The organism is Pseudomonas sp. NFX183 (genome assembly GCF_047943075.1).
GTDB lineage: Bacteria > Pseudomonadota > Gammaproteobacteria > Pseudomonadales > Pseudomonadaceae > Aquipseudomonas.
On the sequence record NZ_CP181333.1, the window covers coordinates 2812501 to 2829748 of the forward strand.

The 17248-nt window shown below is 55.0% G+C and carries 11 protein-coding genes, 4 tRNA genes and 2 rRNA genes (1 of these 17 cut by a window edge); all 17 read left to right on the forward strand.

What is annotated here, in order from left to right; translation table 11 throughout:
- Positions 1–1813: ribosomal RNA gene (locus tag ACM530_RS12910) — 23S ribosomal RNA — on the forward strand; it begins 1079 nt to the left of the window's first position.
- Positions 1814–1983: 170 nt separating this feature from the next.
- Positions 1984–2099: ribosomal RNA gene (gene rrf, locus ACM530_RS12915) — 5S ribosomal RNA — on the forward strand.
- A 232-nt stretch (positions 2100–2331) separates the two neighbouring features.
- Positions 2332–3291 carry a bifunctional biotin--[acetyl-CoA-carboxylase] ligase/biotin operon repressor BirA gene (birA, locus tag ACM530_RS12920; RefSeq protein ID WP_416364905.1) on the forward strand — a complete coding sequence of 320 codons (960 nt, stop codon included), beginning with the start codon at positions 2332–2334 and terminating at the stop codon, positions 3289–3291.
- Positions 3281–4030, forward strand: a complete 750-nt coding sequence (locus tag ACM530_RS12925; RefSeq protein WP_404485376.1) for a pantothenate kinase — start codon at positions 3281–3283, stop codon at positions 4028–4030. Before birA ends, ACM530_RS12925 begins: the two co-directional genes overlap by 11 nt.
- Before the next feature lie 8 nt (positions 4031–4038).
- The gene (locus ACM530_RS12930) at positions 4039–4485 is read left to right on the forward strand and encodes a hypothetical protein (protein ID WP_416364906.1); all 447 of its coding nucleotides are present in this window, start codon (positions 4039–4041) and stop codon (positions 4483–4485) included.
- A gap of 142 nt (positions 4486–4627) precedes the next feature.
- Positions 4628–4712, forward strand: a tRNA-Tyr gene (locus tag ACM530_RS12935).
- A gap of 24 nt (positions 4713–4736) precedes the next feature.
- Positions 4737–4810, forward strand: a tRNA-Gly gene (locus ACM530_RS12940).
- Positions 4811–4836: 26 nt separating this feature from the next.
- Positions 4837–4912, forward strand: a tRNA-Thr gene (locus tag ACM530_RS12945).
- A gap of 161 nt (positions 4913–5073) precedes the next feature.
- Positions 5074–5149: transfer RNA gene (locus ACM530_RS12950), tRNA-Trp, on the forward strand.
- A 45-nt stretch (positions 5150–5194) separates the two neighbouring features.
- The gene (secE, locus tag ACM530_RS12955) at positions 5195–5563 is read left to right on the forward strand and encodes a preprotein translocase subunit SecE (protein WP_003194658.1); all 369 of its coding nucleotides are present in this window, start codon (positions 5195–5197) and stop codon (positions 5561–5563) included.
- A gap of 9 nt (positions 5564–5572) precedes the next feature.
- Positions 5573–6106, forward strand: coding sequence for a transcription termination/antitermination protein NusG (gene nusG, locus ACM530_RS12960; RefSeq protein WP_003176436.1), 534 nt, complete (start codon positions 5573–5575; stop codon positions 6104–6106).
- Between the two features lie 117 nt (positions 6107–6223).
- Positions 6224–6655 carry a 50S ribosomal protein L11 gene (rplK, locus tag ACM530_RS12965; protein ID WP_003176435.1) on the forward strand — a complete coding sequence of 144 codons (432 nt, stop codon included), beginning with the start codon at positions 6224–6226 and terminating at the stop codon, positions 6653–6655.
- Positions 6655–7350 carry a 50S ribosomal protein L1 gene (rplA, locus tag ACM530_RS12970; protein ID WP_003232403.1) on the forward strand — a complete coding sequence of 232 codons (696 nt, stop codon included), beginning with the start codon at positions 6655–6657 and terminating at the stop codon, positions 7348–7350. Before rplK ends, rplA begins: the two co-directional genes overlap by 1 nt.
- A 199-nt stretch (positions 7351–7549) precedes the next feature.
- Complete coding sequence (gene rplJ / locus ACM530_RS12975) at positions 7550–8050, forward strand: 50S ribosomal protein L10 (protein ID WP_010174464.1); 501 nt, start codon at positions 7550–7552, stop codon at positions 8048–8050.
- Positions 8051–8128: 78 nt separating this feature from the next.
- The gene (gene rplL, locus ACM530_RS12980; RefSeq protein ID WP_010566858.1) at positions 8129–8494 is read left to right on the forward strand and encodes a 50S ribosomal protein L7/L12; all 366 of its coding nucleotides are present in this window, start codon (positions 8129–8131) and stop codon (positions 8492–8494) included.
- A gap of 220 nt (positions 8495–8714) precedes the next feature.
- Positions 8715–12788 (forward strand): DNA-directed RNA polymerase subunit beta, encoded by a 4074-nt coding sequence (rpoB, locus tag ACM530_RS12985; protein ID WP_053258275.1) that lies wholly within the window; start codon positions 8715–8717, stop codon positions 12786–12788.
- Positions 12789–12852: 64 nt separating this feature from the next.
- Entirely contained in the window at positions 12853–17052 is a 4200-nt protein-coding gene (gene rpoC, locus ACM530_RS12990; RefSeq protein WP_015886137.1) for a DNA-directed RNA polymerase subunit beta', read from the forward strand.
- The last annotated feature ends 196 nt before the right edge of the window (positions 17053–17248 follow it).

Below are 17248 nucleotides of genomic sequence, written 5' to 3' on the forward strand. Positions count from 1 at the left end.
AAGCGTAATAGCTCACTAGTCGAGTCGGCCTGCGCGGAAGATGTAACGGGGCTCAAACCATACACCGAAGCTACGGGTATCACGTAAGTGATGCGGTAGAGGAGCGTTCTGTAAGCCTGTGAAGGTGAGTTGAGAAGCTTGCTGGAGGTATCAGAAGTGCGAATGCTGACATGAGTAACGACAATGGGTGTGAAAAACACCCACGCCGAAAGACCAAGGTTTCCTGCGCAACGTTAATCGACGCAGGGTTAGTCGGTCCCTAAGGCGAGGCTGAAAAGCGTAGTCGATGGAAAACAGGTTAATATTCCTGTACTTCTGGTTATTGCGATGGAGGGACGGAGAAGGCTAGGCCAGCTTGGCGTTGGTTGTCCAAGTTTAAGGTGGTAGGCTGAGATCTTAGGTAAATCCGGGATCTTAAGGCCGAGAGCTGATGACGAGTTAACTTTTAGTTAACGAAGTGGTTGATGCCATGCTTCCAAGAAAAGCTTCTAAGCTTCAGGTAACCAGGAACCGTACCCCAAACCGACACAGGTGGTTGGGTAGAGAATACCAAGGCGCTTGAGAGAACTCGGGTGAAGGAACTAGGCAAAATGGCACCGTAACTTCGGGAGAAGGTGCGCCGGTGAGGGTGAAGGACTTGCTCCGTAAGCTCATGCCGGTCGAAGATACCAGGCCGCTGCGACTGTTTATTAAAAACACAGCACTCTGCAAACACGAAAGTGGACGTATAGGGTGTGACGCCTGCCCGGTGCCGGAAGGTTAATTGATGGGGTTAGCTAACGCGAAGCTCTTGATCGAAGCCCCGGTAAACGGCGGCCGTAACTATAACGGTCCTAAGGTAGCGAAATTCCTTGTCGGGTAAGTTCCGACCTGCACGAATGGCGTAACGATGGCGGCGCTGTCTCCACCCGAGACTCAGTGAAATTGAAATCGCTGTGAAGATGCAGTGTATCCGCGGCTAGACGGAAAGACCCCGTGAACCTTTACTATAGCTTTGCACTGGACTTTGAATTTGCTTGTGTAGGATAGGTGGGAGGCTTTGAAGCGTGGACGCCAGTCTGCGTGGAGCCAACCTTGAAATACCACCCTGGCAACTTTGAGGTTCTAACTCAGGTCCGTTATCCGGATCGAGGACAGTGTATGGTGGGTAGTTTGACTGGGGCGGTCTCCTCCTAAAGAGTAACGGAGGAGTACGAAGGTGCGCTCAGACCGGTCGGAAATCGGTCGTAGAGTATAAAGGCAAAAGCGCGCTTGACTGCGAGACAGACACGTCGAGCAGGTACGAAAGTAGGTCTTAGTGATCCGGTGGTTCTGTATGGAAGGGCCATCGCTCAACGGATAAAAGGTACTCCGGGGATAACAGGCTGATACCGCCCAAGAGTTCATATCGACGGCGGTGTTTGGCACCTCGATGTCGGCTCATCACATCCTGGGGCTGAAGCCGGTCCCAAGGGTATGGCTGTTCGCCATTTAAAGTGGTACGCGAGCTGGGTTTAGAACGTCGTGAGACAGTTCGGTCCCTATCTGCCGTGGACGTTTGAGATTTGAGAGGGGCTGCTCCTAGTACGAGAGGACCGGAGTGGACGAACCTCTGGTGTTCCGGTTGTCACGCCAGTGGCATTGCCGGGTAGCTATGTTCGGAATAGATAACCGCTGAAAGCATCTAAGCGGGAAACTAGCCTCAAGATGAGATCTCACTGGAACCTTGAGTTCCCTGAAGGGCCGTCGAAGACTACGACGTTGATAGGTTGGGTGTGTAAGCGCTGTGAGGCGTTGAGCTAACCAATACTAATTGCCCGTGAGGCTTGACCATATAACACCCAAGCAATTTGCTTGCTTCGAGCTGAAAAGCGAAAGAGCACCAGATTGCGGTGTGTGAAGACGAAATGAACCGAAAGTTCGAATCTCACAAAACACCGAAAGCTGTCACATACCCAATTTGCTGAAGCGAGACCACATGGTCACGACTCAGTACCCGAATTTCTTGACGACCATAGAGCATTGGAACCACCTGATCCCATCCCGAACTCAGCAGTGAAACGATGCATCGCCGATGGTAGTGTGGGGTTTCCCCATGTGAGAGTAGGTCATCGTCAAGATTAAATTCCAAAGCCCCTGTTTGCTAACGCAAACAGGGGCTTTGTTTTGGGCGGTCGAAAAGCGCAAGTGTAAAGGCTCGCGATGCGCGTCAACGATAATGTGTGCTTTCCTGGTAGGCGCAGCCTCCAGTCTTCCCGCTACCTCCGGGCTATGGGCGCTAAATCCCGGCCTTTCTATGCAATGGCCTTACGCATGGCTATCATGCGTGCCTCATTGTGAGGCGATACTTGCATGCTGACGTTGTTAGAACTTCTGAAAGATGGCCGATTCCATTCCGGAGAAGCGCTGGGTGCCGCCCTGGGTGTCAGCCGCAGTGCTGTTTGGAAGCAGCTCCAGCACCTTGAGGCAGAGCTGAATTTGCCCATTCATAAAATTCGCGGCAAAGGGTATCAACTGGCTTCGCCACTGGTGTTCCTGAGCAAAGAAGAAATTGCGGTGAATGCCGCTTCTTTGGCATGGCCCGTTCACATCTCTGACTCTATCGATTCCACTAATGCTGAAGCGTTGCGTCTTGTCGACGCCGGCGTTGCTGCGCCATTTCTTGTGCTTGCCGAGCAGCAGACGGCCGGCAGGGGGAGGCGAGGCCGCACGTGGGTTAGTCCATTCGCTCAGAATGTCTACTACAGCCTTGTATTGCGCATCGAAGGTGGGCTGCGGCAGCTGGAGGGTCTTAGCCTTGTAGTGGGATTGGCGGTCATGCAGGCGCTGCGTGATTCAGGTGTACAGGGCGCGGCACTGAAGTGGCCAAACGACGTCCTCGTAGGGCGCAAGAAAATTGCCGGCATCTTGCTTGAGTTAGTAGGTGACCCTGCAGACATCTGCCACGTGGTTCTCGGCATAGGCATTAACGTGAACATGCAGCAGGCTGCTGAGGTAGATCAGCAGTGGACCTCGGTGCAATTGGAAACAGGCTCGCCCGTCGATCGTAATTACCTGGTTGCACGGCTAAGTCTACAGCTGCAAAGTCACCTGGAGCGCCACAAGGCCTTTGGCTTTACTGCGCTGCAGGAGGAGTGGGAGCGAAATCATTTGTGGCAGGGTCGGGCTGTGACTCTCATTGCGGGCGTCAATCAGATTGATGGGGTTGTGCTGGGAATTGATCACCAGGGCGCGCTGCGTCTGAACGTCGATGGTGTCGAGAAAATATATAGCGGTGGTGAGTTAAGCCTGAGGCTGCGCGATGATTCTTGAGCTCGACTGTGGAAATAGCTTTATTAAGTGGCGGGTACTCGAGGCGCAGAGCGCTGGCGCCTGCGCAGAGGGTGTTGTCGGTTCAGATCTCGCATTAATAGAAAGTCTGACCGCCATTCCGGGTCTGCTGCTGACACGATGCCGTCTGGTGAGCGTTCGTGCTTCAGAGGAAACTGGAAAGTTGGTTGAAGCATTGCAGGAGGCTTTTGGTGTCACAGTGTCTTGCGCTGCCTCAGCAAGAGAAATGGCGGGAGTGCGCAACGGTTATGAAGAATACGAGCGCCTCGGTCTTGATCGCTGGTTGGCAATGCTTGGCGGTTTCAAGTTGGCGCCGGGTGCTTGCTTGGTGCTCGACTTCGGTACCGCAGCGACTGCGGACTTTATCGCTGCTGATGGTGAGCATCTAGGAGGCTTTATATGCCCTGGAATGCCTCTGATGCGCAGTCAGTTGCGAACACACACCCGCAAGATCCGCTACGACGATGCCGCGGCCGAGCAGGCCATGGAGCGTCTTTCCCCAGGTCGAACCACTGTTGAGGCCGTTGAGCGTGGCTGCGCCCTCATGCTTCGAGGGTTTGTATTGACCCAGCTTGAGTTGGCTCGGCGTTATTGGGGGGATGATTTCACAGTCTTCCTGACGGGTGGGGATGCTGACCTGGTCTCGGATGCCGTACCGCAGGCTCGTTTTGTACCGGATCTCGTTTTTGTGGGGCTGGCGATGGCGTGCCCTTTGTCCTGAGGTTTTTTATGCGTTGGCTGTTTTTGCTCTTGCTCGTTCTCAATGCCTTCTATTACATCTGGCATCAACAAGAGGCGCCGTTGCGCGCCAAGGACGTTACGCCTCTGAGCCTCTATCGCGGCTCTCAGCAAGACATCCGGCTATTGAGTGAGTCTTCTGATTCGGTTGTCCGCCGTGATCGGGCAAGCGCCCCTGAGCCACAAAATACATGCTTATACATAGGTGGCTTTGCTGATCAGCGACAAGCGCAGTTGCTTGAGCAGCGTCTGATGAGCCTGGATATAAAGGTCAAGGTGCAACTGCTCAATGTGCCGGGCACTACCGGCTATTGGCTTCGTGTGTCCCCTGAAAGCAGGCGACTGGCCGATGATCTGTCCTTTGAAAACCTTGCTAAGGAATTCAATGAGTTAAAACATAAAATAATGTTGTGCGAAGGCGTTGCAACTGTCGAATAGTTTGCATAGAATGGCGCCCGCTTCGCAGTGAAGACCTTTACGGTCTACAGTGTGAAGCGAAGGTCAACGCAGCTAACCTCATATTTTTAATGAGAAAATGCTTGACAGAAGGCCGGCGTGATGTAGAATGCCGGCTCGCTTAGGAGGGGTTCCCGAGCGGCCAAAGGGATCAGACTGTAAATCTGACGTCTACGACTTCGAAGGTTCGAATCCTTCCCCCTCCACCATTTTTAGCGTGAGCTGCAAGCTCCGCGGGTATAGTTTAGTGGTAGAACCTCAGCCTTCCAAGCTGATGATGCGGGTTCGATTCCCGCTACCCGCTCCAAGTTTGCAGGTTGTGCACGGTGTTTTGCTCTTGTAGCTCAGTTGGTAGAGCACACCCTTGGTAAGGGTGAGGTCAGCGGTTCAAATCCGCTCAAGAGCTCCATACAACAAGGCAGATATGAAAATATCTGCCTTTGTTTTAACAGCTACCTCGGCTTGATGGTGTTTTGCCTGGCTTTGATGTTGGGTGGTTTCAAGTCTCTTGGGGTTGGTTGTTGTAAAGTCTTTTTCAGGCCTGCATAATGGTCGGCCTGATTTTGTTTTAGGTCAGTAGCTCAATTGGCAGAGCGACGGTCTCCAAAACCGTAGGTTGGGGGTTCGATTCCCTCCTGACCTGCCAGATTCACGTGGTGTGTCTGGCTTTCTTTTCACAGGATCTTCATAGATGACTCCTAAGGCTGAAGCTCAAAGCTCTCGTTTCGATCTGGTCAAGTGGCTTGCTGTAGTCGCGTTGGTGGTCGTAGGCGTTGTTGGCAATCAGTACTATTCTGCTTCGCCGATCCTGTACCGCGTACTTGCTTTGCTTGCCCTTGCTGCTGTAGCTGCCTTTGTAGGCCTGCAGACTGCCAAAGGCAAGTCTTTCGCAGTCCTGGTAAAGGAAGCTCGCACAGAAATCCGTAAAGTCGTTTGGCCGACTCGCCAAGAAACCACGCAGACCACGTTGATTGTTGTGGCTGTTGTTCTGGTTATGGCGTTGCTGTTGTGGGGGCTTGATTCCCTGCTCGGCTGGCTTGTTTCCTTGATTGTTGGCTAAGGGTGTCCCGTGGCTAAGCGTTGGTACGTTGTGCATGCTTACTCGGGTTACGAGAAGCATGTCATGCGCTCTTTGCTAGAGCGCGTAAAGCTGGCAGGCATGGAAGATGGCTTCGGCGAAATTCTGGTTCCCACTGAAGAAGTGGTTGAAATGCGGAATGGCCAAAAGCGTAAAAGCGAACGCAAGTTCTTCCCTGGCTACGTGCTGGTTCAGATGGACATGAATGAAGGTACTTGGCACTTGGTCAAGGACACTCCTCGTGTCATGGGTTTCATCGGCGGTACTGCTGATAAGCCTGCTCCGATCACTGACAAAGAGGCGGAAGCGATTCTGCGTCGTGTTGCTGACGGCAGCGACAAGCCTAAACCGAAGACGTTGTTCGAGCCGGGTGAGGTTGTTCGTGTCACAGATGGTCCGTTTGCTGATTTCAACGGCACCGTCGAAGAAGTTAACTACGAAAAGAGCCGGATCCAAGTGGCAGTGCTCATTTTCGGTCGTTCTACTCCGGTAGAGCTGGAGTTCAGCCAGGTCGAAAAGGTCTAGCTGAGCAAGCATCCCAACCCCGCAGCCCTAGGCTGTGGGGTTTTGTCGTCACTGGGATAAACGCGCAAGTAACCGGGGAGCCTTTCGAGGCGTTTGAACCCGTAATTGGAGTGCCTCATGGCCAAGAAGATTACCGCTTACATCAAGCTGCAAGTGAAGGCCGCTCAGGCCAACCCAAGTCCACCTGTCGGCCCAGCTCTGGGTCAGCACGGCGTGAACATCATGGAATTCTGCAAGGCCTTCAACGCCCGTACTCAGGGTCTTGAGCCAGGTCTGCCGACTCCAGTGATCATCACTGTATACAGCGACCGTAGCTTCACTTTCGAAACCAAGTCGACCCCGGCTTCGGTTTTGCTGAAGAAGGCTGCAGGTCTGACTAGCGGTTCCGCTCGTCCTAACACCGTTAAGGTTGGCACCGTAACTCGTGCTCAGCTGGAAGAAATCGCGAAAACCAAAAACGCGGATCTGACTGCAGCTGATATGGATGCAGCCGTGCGTACCATCGCCGGTTCTGCTCGTAGCATGGGCCTTAACGTGGAGGGTGTGTAATGGCTAAGCTGACCAAGCGCCAAAAGGCTATCGCCGGCAAAATCGAAGCAGGCAAGGCCTACAACTTTGTAGACGCTGCTGCCCTGCTGACCGAGCTGTCGACTGTCAAGTTCAGCGAGTCCGTTGACGTTGCTGTAAACCTGGGTGTTGACCCACGTAAATCCGACCAGGTCGTTCGTAGCGCTACTGTGCTGCCACACGGTACTGGCAAGACTGTACGTGTTGCTGTCTTCACCCAAGGCCCGGCAGCTGAAGCTGCTCTGGCCGCCGGCGCTGATCGCGTTGGCATGGACGACCTGGCTGCCGAAATGAAAGGCGGCGACCTGAACTACGACGTAGTTATTGCCTCCCCGGATGCAATGCGCGTTGTAGGTCAGTTGGGTCAGATCCTCGGTCCACGTGGTCTGATGCCTAACCCTAAAGTCGGCACCGTAACGCCAGACGTAGCTACCGCGGTTAAAAACGCCAAGGCTGGTCAGGTTCGTTATCGCACCGACAAAAACGGCATCATTCACACCTCCGTTGGCAAAGTCGGCTTCGATGCCGTCAAGCTGAAGGAAAACGTTGAAGCCCTGATCGCTGATCTGAAGCGTATCAAGCCAGCTTCCTCGAAAGGTATCTACGTCAAGCGCGTTACCCTGAGCACCACTATGGGCCCAGGTCTGGTCATCGACCAAGGCTCGCTGGACGTATAAGACACAAGTTGGCGCGAGAGATCGCGCTGATTGAAAAAATTGGGGTCCCTGCCTGGCGGGGGCTATCCAAGACCGTAGGCGGCGTAAGTCTTAAACCACAAGCCTACGCAGATGGTGCTCCCGGTTCCTTACCGAATCAGACACCAAAACGACATCCGGCTTCGGCCAGATGAAACGGTAACAAGCAGGAGTTAAACCCGTGGCAATTAATCTCGAAGACAAGAAGGCCATCGTCGCTGAAGTCAACGAGGCTGCCAAAGCTGCTCTGTCCGCTGTCGTGGCTGATGCCCGTGGTGTGACAGTAGGCGCTATGACCGGACTCCGTAAAGAGGCTCGTGAAGCTGGCGTATACGTACGTGTTGTACGTAACACCCTGCTCAAGCGCGCTGTTGCTGACACTGAATACAGTGTTCTCAACGACGTGTTCACCGGCCCGACTCTGATCGCGTTCTCCAAAGAACATCCAGGCGCTGCTGCCCGTTTGTTCAAAGAATTCGCCAAGAGTCAGGATAAGTTCGAGATCAAGGCAGCTGCGTTCGAGGGCAAGTTCCTCGCAGCTAACCAAATCGACGTACTGGCAACACTGCCGACCCGTAACGAAGCTATTTCGCAGCTGATGAGCGTGATTCAAGGCGCTACCAGCAAGCTGGCTCGTACTCTGGCTGCAGTTCGCGAGCAAAAAGAAGCTGCCGCAGCCTAAGGCTGAGCACCTCCTTTCGCGTATTTTTGTTTATTTCGATGGCCGCGTAGGCCGTCCCCCAATTCAGGAAATACAGTAATGTCTATCTCCCAAGAAGATATCCTCAACGCCGTAGCTGAAATGTCGGTTCTGCAGGTTGTTGAGCTGATCAAAGCTTTCGAAGAAAAATTCGGCGTTTCCGCTGCCGCTGCTTCCGCTGGCCCAGCTGTTGCTGCTGTTGCTGCTGAAGAGCAAACCGAATTCAACGTCATGCTGCTGGAAGCTGGCGAGAAGAAAGTAAACGTGATCAAGGCAGTTCGTGAACTGACCGGTCTGGGCCTGAAAGAAGCCAAGGCTGTAGTTGACGGCGCTCCTGCCCAGGTTCTGGAAGCAGTGTCCAAAGACGCCGCTGACAAAGCCAAAGCAGTGCTGGAAGAAGCAGGCGCTAAAGTCGAGCTGAAGTAAGCATCGACCTTGCGTCTCCAGCCCAAGCGTTAAGCTGAAGGCTGATGGCTGGTGGCTCTTGCCACCGGCCTTTTTCCGTTCTTGGCTGTCGACTCGGTCGCCGCCACTAACGCGCTGTAGCCACCCGATGCGGTGGTGCAAACCATGGGGTTTGCGAGATTTTCTGGCTGCTCCCGTCGGGAGGGGCCAAACAAGCAGGTGACCAAGCTGGGGAACGCTGATGGCTTACTCATATACTGAGAAAAAACGTATCCGCAAGGACTTTAGCAAGTTGCCGGACGTCATGGATGTCCCGTACCTTCTGGCTATCCAGCTGGATTCGTATCGTGAATTCTTGCAAGCGGGAGCGACTAAAGATCAGTTCCGCGACGTGGGCCTGCATGCGGCCTTCAAATCCGTTTTCCCGATCATCAGCTACTCCGGCAATGCTGCGCTGGAGTACGTCGGTTATCGCCTGGGCGAACCGGCATTTGATGTCAAAGAATGCGTGTTGCGCGGTGTTACGTACGCCGTACCTTTGCGGGTAAAAGTCCGTCTGATCATTTTCGACAAAGAATCGTCGAACAAAGCGATCAAGGACATCAAAGAGCAAGAAGTCTACATGGGCGAAATCCCATTGATGACTGAAAACGGTACCTTCGTTATCAACGGTACCGAGCGCGTTATCGTTTCCCAGCTGCACCGTTCCCCGGGCGTGTTCTTCGACCACGACCGCGGCAAGACGCACAGCTCCGGTAAGCTCCTGTACTCCGCGCGGATCATTCCGTACCGCGGTTCGTGGTTGGACTTCGAGTTCGACCCGAAAGACTGCGTGTTCGTGCGTATCGACCGTCGTCGCAAGCTGCCGGCCTCGGTACTGCTGCGCGCGCTCGGCTATACCACCGAGCAGGTGCTGGATGCCTTCTACACCACCAACGTGTTCAGCCTGAAGGATGAAACCCTCAGCCTGGAACTGATTGCTTCGCGTCTGCGTGGTGAAATTGCTGTCCTGGATATCCAGGATGAAAACGGCAAGGTCATCGTTGAAGCCGGCCGCCGTATTACTGCGCGCCACATCAACCAGATCGAAAAAGCCGGTATCAAGTCGCTGGACGTGCCTTTGGACTACGTCCTGGGTCGCACCACCGCCAAGGTCATCGTTCACCCGGCGACAGGCGAAATCCTGGCTGAGTGCAACACCGAGCTGAACACTGAGATCCTGGCGAAAATCGCCAAGGCTCAGGTTGTTCGCATCGAGACTCTGTACACCAACGACATCGACTGCGGTCCGTTCATCTCCGACACATTGAAGATCGACTCCACCAGCAACCAATTGGAAGCGCTGGTCGAGATCTATCGCATGATGCGTCCTGGTGAGCCACCAACCAAAGACGCTGCCGAGACCCTGTTCAACAACCTGTTCTTCAGCCCTGAGCGCTATGACCTGTCTGCGGTCGGCCGGATGAAGTTCAACCGTCGTATCGGTCGTACCGAGATCGAAGGTTCGGGCGTGTTGTGCAAGGAAGACATCGTCGCGGTACTGAAGACTCTGGTCGACATCCGTAACGGTAAAGGCATCGTCGATGACATCGACCACCTGGGTAACCGTCGTGTTCGCTGCGTAGGCGAAATGGCCGAGAACCAGTTCCGCGTTGGCTTGGTACGTGTAGAACGTGCGGTCAAAGAGCGTCTGTCGATGGCTGAAAGCGAAGGCCTGATGCCGCAAGACCTGATCAACGCCAAGCCAGTGGCTGCGGCGGTGAAAGAGTTTTTCGGTTCTAGCCAGCTCTCGCAGTTCATGGACCAGAACAACCCGCTCTCCGAGATCACCCACAAGCGCCGTGTTTCCGCACTGGGCCCGGGCGGTCTGACCCGTGAGCGTGCAGGCTTTGAAGTTCGTGACGTTCACCCGACGCACTACGGTCGTGTTTGCCCGATCGAAACGCCGGAAGGTCCGAACATCGGTCTGATCAACTCCCTGGCCGCTTATGCGCGCACTAACCAGTACGGCTTCCTCGAGAGCCCGTACCGCGTGGTGAAAGACGCTCTGGTCACCGACGAGATCGTGTTCCTGTCCGCCATCGAAGAAGCTGATCACGTGATCGCTCAGGCTTCGGCCACGATGAACGACAAGAAAGTCCTGATCGACGAGCTGGTAGCTGTTCGTCACTTGAACGAGTTCACCGTTAAGGCGCCGGAAGACGTCACCTTGATGGACGTTTCGCCCAAGCAGGTAGTTTCTGTTGCAGCGTCGCTGATCCCGTTCCTGGAACACGATGACGCCAACCGTGCGTTGATGGGTTCCAACATGCAGCGTCAAGCTGTACCGACTCTGCGTGCTGACAAGCCGCTGGTAGGTACCGGCATGGAGCGTAACGTAGCGCGTGACTCCGGCGTTTGCGTTGTGGCTCGTCGTGGCGGCGTGATCGACTCCGTTGATGCCAGCCGTATCGTGGTTCGTGTTGCCGATGACGAAGTTGAAACTGGCGAAGCCGGTGTCGACATCTACAACCTGACCAAATACACCCGCTCGAACCAGAACACCTGCATTAACCAGCGTCCGCTGGTGAGCAAGGGTGATCGCGTTCAGCGTAGCGACATCATGGCCGACGGCCCGTCCACCGACATGGGTGAGCTGGCACTGGGTCAGAACATGCGCATCGCGTTCATGGCATGGAACGGCTTCAACTTCGAAGACTCCATCTGCCTGTCCGAGCGTGTTGTTCAAGAAGACCGCTTTACCACGATCCACATCCAGGAACTGACCTGTGTGGCACGTGACACCAAGCTTGGGCCTGAAGAAATCACTGCAGATATCCCGAACGTGGGTGAAGCTGCACTGAACAAGCTGGACGAAGCCGGTATCGTTTACGTAGGTGCCGAAGTTGGCGCAGGCGACATCTTGGTCGGTAAGGTCACTCCGAAAGGCGAGACCCAACTGACGCCGGAAGAGAAGCTGTTGCGTGCCATCTTCGGTGAAAAAGCCAGCGACGTTAAAGACACTTCCCTGCGCGTACCTACCGGTACCAAGGGTACTGTCATCGACGTACAGGTCTTCACCCGTGACGGCGTTGAGCGTGATGCTCGTGCACTGTCCATCGAGAAGACTCAACTCGACGAGATCCGCAAGGACCTGAACGAAGAGTTCCGTATCGTTGAAGGCGCGACCTTCGAACGTCTGCGTTCCGCTCTGGTAGGCCACAAGGCCGAAGGCGGCGCGGGTCTGAAGAAAGGTCAGGACATCACCGATGAAATCCTCGACGGTCTTGAGCACGGCCAGTGGTTCAAACTGCGCATGGCTGAAGATGCTCTGAACGAGCAGCTCGAGAAGGCCCAGGCCTACATCGTTGATCGTCGCCGTCTGCTGGACGACAAGTTCGAAGACAAGAAGCGCAAACTGCAGCAGGGCGATGACCTGGCTCCAGGCGTGCTGAAAATCGTCAAGGTTTACCTGGCAATCCGTCGCCGCATCCAGCCGGGCGACAAGATGGCCGGTCGTCACGGTAACAAAGGTGTGGTCTCCGTGATCATGCCGGTTGAAGACATGCCGCACGATGCCAATGGCACCCCGGTCGACGTCGTCCTCAACCCGTTGGGCGTACCTTCGCGTATGAACGTTGGTCAGATCCTTGAAACCCACCTGGGCCTCGCGGCCAAAGGTCTGGGCGAGAAGATCAACCGTATGATCGAAGAGCAGCGCAAGGTCGCAGACCTGCGTAAGTTCCTGCACGAGATCTACAACGAGATCGGCGGTCGCAACGAAGAGCTGGACACCTTCTCCGACCAGGAAATCCTGGATCTGGCGAAGAACCTGCGCGGCGGCGTTCCAATGGCTACCCCGGTGTTCGACGGTGCCAAGGAAAGCGAAATCAAGGCCATGCTGAAACTGGCAGACCTGCCAGAAAGCGGCCAGATGCAGCTGTTCGACGGCCGTACCGGCAACAAGTTTGAGCGCCCGGTTACTGTTGGCTACATGTACATGCTGAAGCTGAACCACTTGGTAGACGACAAGATGCACGCTCGTTCTACCGGTTCGTACAGCCTGGTTACCCAGCAGCCGCTGGGTGGTAAGGCTCAGTTCGGTGGTCAGCGTTTCGGGGAGATGGAGGTCTGGGCACTGGAAGCATACGGTGCTGCTTACACTCTGCAAGAAATGCTCACAGTGAAGTCGGACGATGTGAACGGTCGGACCAAGATGTACAAAAACATCGTGGACGGCGATCACCGTATGGAGCCGGGCATGCCCGAGTCCTTCAACGTGTTGATCAAAGAAATTCGTTCCCTCGGCATCGATATCGATCTGGAAACCGAATAACACGTGACGCGAATCGAGAGCGGGGCTGTTTAGCCCGCTCTCTGCTCCGCCAGGAGGAAAGGCCTTGAAAGACCTACTGAATTTGCTGAAAAACCAGGGTCAAGTCGAAGAGTTCGACGCCATCCGTATTGGATTGGCATCGCCTGAGATGATCCGTTCGTGGTCGTTCGGTGAAGTTAAAAAGCCGGAAACCATCAACTACCGTACGTTCAAACCTGAGCGTGACGGCCTGTTCTGCGCCAAGATCTTTGGCCCGGTAAAGGATTACGAGTGCCTGTGCGGTAAGTACAAGCGCTTGAAGCACCGTGGTGTGATCTGCGAGAAGTGCGGCGTTGAAGTCGCGCTGGCTAAAGTTCGTCGTGAGCGCATGGCGCACATCGAACTGGCTTCGCCGGTTGCCCACATCTGGTTCCTGAAATCGCTGCCGTCCCGTATCGGCTTGCTGATGGACATGACCCTGCGTGATATCGAGCGCGTTCTCTACTTCGAGAGCTATGTCGTTATCGATCCAGGCATGACCACCCTTGAAAAAGGTCAGCTGCTGAACGACGAGCAGTACTTCGAAGCGCTGGAAGAGTTCGGCGACGATTTCGATGCCCGCATGGGTGCCGAAGCTGTCCGTGAACTGCTGCACGCTATCGATCTGGAGCACGAGATTGGCCGTCTGCGTGAAGAAATTCCGCAAACCAACTCCGAAACCAAAATCAAGAAACTGTCCAAGCGTCTGAAGTTGATGGAAGCCTTCCAGGGTTCCGGCAACTTGCCAGAGTGGATGGTGCTGACCGTTCTGCCGGTTCTGCCGCCAGACCTGCGTCCGCTGGTACCGTTGGATGGCGGTCGCTTCGCGACTTCCGACCTCAACGACCTGTACCGCCGTGTGATCAACCGTAACAACCGCTTGAAGCGTCTGCTCGATCTGTCCGCTCCGGACATCATCGTGCGCAACGAAAAGCGTATGTTGCAAGAAGCTGTCGATGCCTTGCTCGACAACGGTCGTCGTGGCCGCGCTATCACCGGTTCGAACAAGCGTCCTCTGAAATCCCTGGCTGACATGATCAAGGGTAAGCAAGGTCGTTTCCGTCAGAACTTGCTCGGTAAGCGTGTTGACTACTCCGGTCGTTCGGTAATTACCGTAGGCCCGACCCTGCGTCTGCACCAGTGCGGTCTGCCTAAGAAGATGGCACTTGAGCTGTTCAAGCCATTCATCTTCGGCAAGCTGGAAATGCGCGGTCTCGCGACCACCATCAAAGCGGCCAAGAAAATGGTCGAGCGCGAATTGCCAGAGGTTTGGGACGTTCTCGCTGAAGTGATTCGCGAACACCCGGTTCTCCTCAACCGTGCACCGACCCTTCACCGTCTGGGTATCCAGGCGTTTGAACCGGTACTGATCGAAGGTAAGGCTATCCAGCTTCACCCTCTGGTCTGTGCTGCGTACAACGCCGACTTCGACGGCGACCAAATGGCCGTGCACGTACCGCTGACACTGGAAGCTCAGTTGGAAGCGCGTGCGTTGATGATGTCGACCAACAACATTCTGTCGCCAGCCAACGGTGAGCCAATCATCGTTCCGTCGCAGGACGTTGTATTGGGTCTGTACTACATGACCCGTGAAGCGATCAACGCTAAAGGCGAAGGTCGTGTGTTCGCTGACCTGCAAGAAGTTGACCGTGTGTTCCGTGCCGGCGAAGCCGCACTGCATGCCAAGGTCAAAGTGCGGATCAACGAAACCGTCAACGACCGTGACGGCGGCAGCGTGACCAACACCCGTATCGTCGACACCACTGTCGGCCGTGCGCTGTTGTATCAAGTTGTGCCAAAAGGTCTGTCGTATGACGTCGTCAACCTGCCGATGAAGAAAAAGGCGATCTCCAAGCTGATCAACCAGTGCTACCGCGTGGTTGGTTTGAAAGAGACCGTGATCTTCGCTGACCAGTTGATGTACACCGGTTTTGCTTACTCGACTATTTCCGGCGTTTCCATCGGTGTTAACGACTTCGTTATCCCGGATGAAAAAGCTCAGATCATCGGTGCTGCTACTGATGAAGTGAAAGAAATCGAGAGCCAGTACGCCTCCGGCCTGGTAACCCAGGGCGAGAAGTACAACAAAGTGATCGACCTTTGGTCCAAGGCCAACGACGAAGTGTCGAAGGCGATGATGGCTAACCTCTCGAAAGAGAAGGTTATCGACCGTCATGGCGTAGAAGTCGATCAAGAGTCGTTCAACTCGATGTACATGATGGCCGACTCGGGCGCACGGGGTTCTGCTGCGCAGATCCGTCAGCTCGCCGGTATGCGTGGCCTGATGGCCAAGCCGGACGGTTCCATCATCGAAACGCCGATTACTGCGAACTTCCGTGAAGGTTTGAGCGTACTTCAGTACTTCATCTCCACTCACGGTGCTCGTAAGGGTCTTGCGGATACCGCGTTGAAAACCGCTAACTCCGGTTACCTGACACGTCGTCTGGTAGACGTTGCACAAGACTTGGTTGTGACTGAAGTTGACTGCGGCACCGAACACGGTCTGCTGATGACTCCGCACATCGAAGGCGGCGACGTTGTAGAGCCGTTGGGTGAGCGCGTACTGGGTCGAGTAATCGCCCGTGACGTATTCAAGCCAGGTACCGAGGAAATTATCGTTCCTGCCGGCACCCTGGTAGACGAGAAGTGGGTCGAGTTCATCGAACTCAACAGCATCGACGAAGTGATTGTTCGCTCGCCGATCAGCTGCGAAACCCGCTACGGCATTTGTGCCAAGTGCTACGGCCGTGACTTGGCTCGTGGTCACCAGGTGAACATCGGTGAAGCGGTCGGCGTTATCGCTGCCCAGTCCATCGGTGAGCCGGGTACCCAGCTGACCATGCGTACGTTCCACATTGGTGGTGCGGCAAGCCGGACCTCCGCAGCCGACAGCGTTCAGGTGAAGAATGGCGGTACCGTCCGTCTGCACAACCTGAAACACGTTGAGCGAGTGGATGGCCACCTGGTTGCTGTGTCCCGTTCCGGTGAGCTGGCAATCGCTGATGACTACGGTCGTGAGCGTGAGCGTTACAAGCTGCCGTACGGTGCTGTGATCTCGGTTAAAGAAGGTGACAAGGTCGACGCTGGCGCAATCGTGGCCAAGTGGGATCCGCACACTCACCCAATCGTTACCGAAATGAAAGGTACCGTGACCTACGTGGGCATGGAAGAAGGCATCACGATCAAGCGTCAGACTGACGAATTGACCGGTATGACCAACATTGAAGTACTCGACGCCAAAGACCGTCCAGCTGCAGGCAAAGATATCCGTCCTGCTGTGAAGATGGTTGATGACAACGGCAAGGACTTGTTGCTGCCAGGCACTGACGTAATCGCTCAGTACTTCCTGCCAGCCAACGCCCTGGTCGGTGTAGCGGATGGTGCGAAGATCGCGATCGGTGATGTTATCGCGCGTATCCCGCAAGAAACTTCGAAAACCCGTGACATCACCGGTGGTCTGCCGCGTGTTGCCGACTTGTTCGAAGCTCGTCGTCCGAAAGAAGCGTCGATTCTGGCTGAAGTCAGCGGCACCATCGCGTTCGGTAAAGAGACCAAGGGCAAGCGCCGTCTGGTCATTACCCCGAACGACGGTAGCGATCCGTATGAAGAGCTGATTCCGAAGTGGCGTCACCTGAACGTCTTCGAAGGCGAACAGGTAAACCGCGGCGAAGTTATCTCCGACGGCCCAAGCGATCCACACGACATCCTGCGTCTGCTGGGTGTGAGTGCGCTGGCCAAGTACATCGTTAACGAGATCCAGGACGTTTACCGTCTGCAAGGCGTGAAGATCAACGATAAGCACATCGAGACCATCCTGCGTCAGATGCTGCGTAAAGTTGAAATCGCTGAATCCGGCGATTCCAGTTTCATCAAGGGCGACCAGATGGAACTGACTCACGTACTGGTAGAAAACGAACGTCTGGGCGCGGAAGACAAATTTGTCTCCAAGTTCACTCGTGTGTTGCTGGGTATCACCAAGGCGTCGTTGTCCACTGAATCGTTCATCTCGGCGGCCTCCTTCCAGGAGACCACTCGCGTACTGACCGAAGCAGCGGTAACCGGCAAGCGCGATTACCTGCGCGGCCTGAAAGAAAACGTGGTCGTGGGTCGTTTGATCCCGGCAGGTACCGGTTTGGCTTACCACAGCGAGCGCAAGCGCCGCCGTGATGCTGACAAACCGCTGCGCGTAAGCGCCAGTGAAGTGGAAGCTGCACTGACCGAAGCGCTGAACTCAAGCGGTAACTGAGTTCTGCGGTAAATAAGTCTGGGCCCTGGCAGCCCCATTCGTCGGATCGAGGCAATTTTGCCCCGCTTCGATGAGAGGGGAGGTCGGGGCCTTGCCTTGACTGGGGACAAGATCCTCTTTAGACTCTTGTACCCCTAAATTTGGCGGGAATTCGTTCCTGCCATTTTGCTTTTCTTGCAAGACAATAGCGTCGCAA